We start from the raw sequence: 3,082 nt of genomic DNA, 5'->3' as shown, positions 1-3,082 counted from the left end.
TTATCCCCAAAACCTGGCAAGTATTGCAATTGGTTAAACCTGACTAAACCAATAGAAACGCACAGATGTGCGCCCATACTATGTATTCAATTTAGAGTTTTTCTAAAACTGTTCTTTCAAAAAGAGGTGAGCTATGAGTATTTTTAAAGTTGAAGTTGTCAAAATCAACAGCATTAATCCTCATCCCAACGCTGATAGGTTAGATATTGTCTCTATCGAAAATATGGCATATCAAGTAATTATAGCCAAAGGGAAGCTTCACGCTGGAGATTTAGCTTTTTATTTTCCGATTGATAGTGTTATTCCAGAAAAGTTTTTGGATGAGTTTGGGATTCGTAACTACTACTCGAAAAAACTGTACGCTGCCAAACTTCGCGGAATTTTTTCTGAAGGTTTGCTTATTCCCGTTGGTAATAACTTTATGGGAAATATTGGAGACGACTACACGGAGTATTTTGGTGTAACAAAGTACGAATATCCAATTCCTCAAGGGATGAGTGGGGAAGTAGAAAGTTTTATTGGACGTTATAAATTCCCTAGCCCAGAAAACCTGAAGCGTTACAAAAACATACTAATTGAAGGTGAGGAAGTTGTTGTAACAGAGAAGTTGCACGGAACAAACTTCACTGTCTTAGTTGATGCTGATGGCACAACTAAAATTGGCAGCCATAATTACTTCTGGAAAAACAGCGAAGTCAACAATAAATTAGTTTACATTCGTGCTTACAAGGAAAACGAAACTTTCCAAAAACTTCCGCCAAGAACTCAAATTTTTGGGGAAATCTACGGCGTACAAGATATCAAATATGGCTTAAATAATGGCAAGATTGGAATTGCTATATTTGCTGTGCGGCGTGGCAGTTATTTTCTCAATTACAGCGATTTTGTGACTTTTTGCGAGGAGTTTACTTTGCCGAGAGTACCTGTACTTTATATCGGTGCCTACACTTGGGAAGCGGTGTCTCAGTTCAATAATGCCAATAGTGTAGTCAGCCCTAACTGCATCATGGAAGGCGTTGTTGTGCAACCAGTCATTGAGAAAACGCATCCAGAAATAGGTAGAGTAGTCTTAAAGTTGATTAGTGATCGCTATCTGCTCCGCAAGGATGGAAGTGAACTCCATTAAGTTCGATAGCGTCAGCAGTAGTTTGAGAACTTTATAAAGTAAAGTTTTGTAAGGTTCTCAAGTTTTTGTGAAAAACCGGAGTTTTTGGGTGAGAATTTAGTAGCCTAGTTACTAGCTATTTAATAGCTATTAACTTGATTTATGCTTAACTAAGCTTTGATGCTGCTATTGATGGAGGCAAGGAATGTCAGGTTTGGGTTTTACTCATTGGGGTGCTTTCATGACTACCGCTCTCGGTGTCAGCTTTTGTACCATTGATTATGTAAGCGCTAATGTTACTGCCTCAAATTCTGTACAAGGAAATGCCGGAAATATTACTATCAATTCTGGTTCATTCTCCTTACAAAATGGCGCTCAAATTACTTCCGTAACTTTTGGGCAAGGAAATGCAGGTACACTTAAAGTTAATAGTGCTGATTTTCTCACCATTTCTGGTAATAGTTCTAATTTGGACAGTGGTTTATTTGTTAACTCTCAAAGTACGACGGGTACTGCTGGAGATATTATCATCACCTCACCTAGAGTTACTTTAGATAACAGTAGCGGACTCAACGCCCAATCTTCTTCAGGTAACGGTGGGAATATCTCCTTACAAACTGATTTACTGCTTCTGCGTGATGGCGCTCAAATTCCCACTAGCGCAGGCACAGCACAGGGTGGTGGTGATGGCGGCAATATCTCCATTAACACTTCAGGAATCTTAATAGCAGTCAAGCCTGTTCCCGAACCAACCTTACCATTGAGTGTGTTTGCACTCACTGCTTTTTATGCTGCTTGGAGGTTAAAACGTAAGCACAAGCAAACAAATGAATTGAAGGCTTGATTCACCGAAAAAATCAACTTAGCTAAATCCGTTATTACAATTATCGCGTCTCCCAAATTTTTTAATATAGCAATCCGAATTGAATCGTAAGAAGATACGGAGATTAAAAGTACGTATATATAAGCTTTTCAGCCTTTTACTGTCTCACAAATGATTTAGGATTGCTATATACTCCACTAACTCTCTGGTATGGTTCCCTTCAGAAATTCACTCCAAATCCCCCACCCAGGATAAACAATTCTCACACTCTGCTAACAGCGGATCGAGAATCAGGATTAGTAGCAGTTCTGAATCCCCACTAGTTGCATTCTGACGGATGTATTCACAATAGCTGAGTTTTTCTTCAATCATTCTGACAATTGTAACAATTCGCCAAAAAATCTACATAGATTATAGTGGTATAATTTTTTGTATTTGGCAGCAATTTTCTCACACTTTTACTTTTAACAAAAGTATTGAACCCTTAAATAAAATTTCAAGCTCCCATGAACAAAATATCACTTAACTACAAATACTCAATTATTCCCCTATTAGGTGCAATAATAGTTAGCAACGGATTTTTCTCCAAAGCATCTGCTCAAAGCATTTCTACTCCAGACACTACTGATTCTGTTGCCGTCACTGTCGAAAATCAAGAGTTTCCCCAATGGGGATATTACACAGTGCGAAGAGATTTTCGCAAATGTGCTTTTCCAATATGCGGTGGATATTTTATCAAGCAGGCAAACTTGAAAGCTACTCCTTGCTTAGAGGATGTTTTAAAAGTCGAAGCGAGTTAAAAATTATGCCAGTCGCCTGACCATAATCCGGATCATCGCAATGTAAATAAAAGTCTCAGAGGTTTCTGGTAGTCGTTCATAATCTTTACTTAAACGTCGACACCAGTTAAGCCAACCAAAAGTTCGCTCAACAACCCAGCGCTTTGGTAAATGGACAAAACCTTTCTTTTCCAATGGTCGAAGCACAATTTCCACAATCCAGCGAAACATATCCATCACCCAACGCATAAATTCTTCACCACGGTATCCGCCGTCCATCCAAATAAGATTTAAACGTTTTACCTGACTGCCTGTATTGTGAACTCGGTTGAGAACTTTTTTCGCTCCTTCTCGTTCTGGAAGACTGGCTGAGGT

At 38.9% G+C, this 3,082-nt stretch carries 4 protein-coding genes; 3 read left to right on the top strand and 1 reads right to left on the bottom strand.

All coding sequences use genetic code 11. From position 1 onward, the window contains the following. The first annotated feature begins 133 nt into the window (after window positions 1–133). The 3 genes from H6G97_RS48835 to H6G97_RS48825 all read left to right on the top strand — a co-directional run bounded on the left by H6G97_RS48835 (window position 134) and on the right by H6G97_RS48825 (window position 2,728). A complete protein-coding gene (locus tag H6G97_RS48835) occupies window positions 134–1,126 on the top strand; it encodes an RNA ligase (ATP) (RefSeq protein WP_190947483.1) in 993 nt (330 codons plus the stop codon). 184 nt (window positions 1,127–1,310) lie between these two features. Then, entirely contained in the window at window positions 1,311–1,949 is a 639-nt protein-coding gene (locus H6G97_RS48830; protein WP_190947482.1) for a hypothetical protein, read from the top strand. A gap of 485 nt (window positions 1,950–2,434) precedes the next feature. Further along, window positions 2,435–2,728 carry a DUF6748 domain-containing protein gene (locus H6G97_RS48825; protein ID WP_190947481.1) on the top strand — a complete coding sequence of 98 codons (294 nt, stop codon included), beginning with the start codon at window positions 2,435–2,437 and terminating at the stop codon, window positions 2,726–2,728. Between the two features lie 3 nt (window positions 2,729–2,731). Here H6G97_RS48825 and H6G97_RS48820 read toward each other — a convergent pair. Next, the coding region (locus H6G97_RS48820) for a transposase (protein ID WP_190941080.1) at window positions 2,732–3,082 on the bottom strand (351 nt) is incomplete at its 5' end.

This window comes from Nostoc flagelliforme FACHB-838 (assembly GCF_014698065.1).
Classification (GTDB): Bacteria; Cyanobacteriota; Cyanobacteriia; order Cyanobacteriales; family Nostocaceae; genus Nostoc; species Nostoc flagelliforme_B.
Note: the sequence above shows the minus strand (reverse complement) of the source record. Positions and strands in the feature narration are given on the sequence as shown.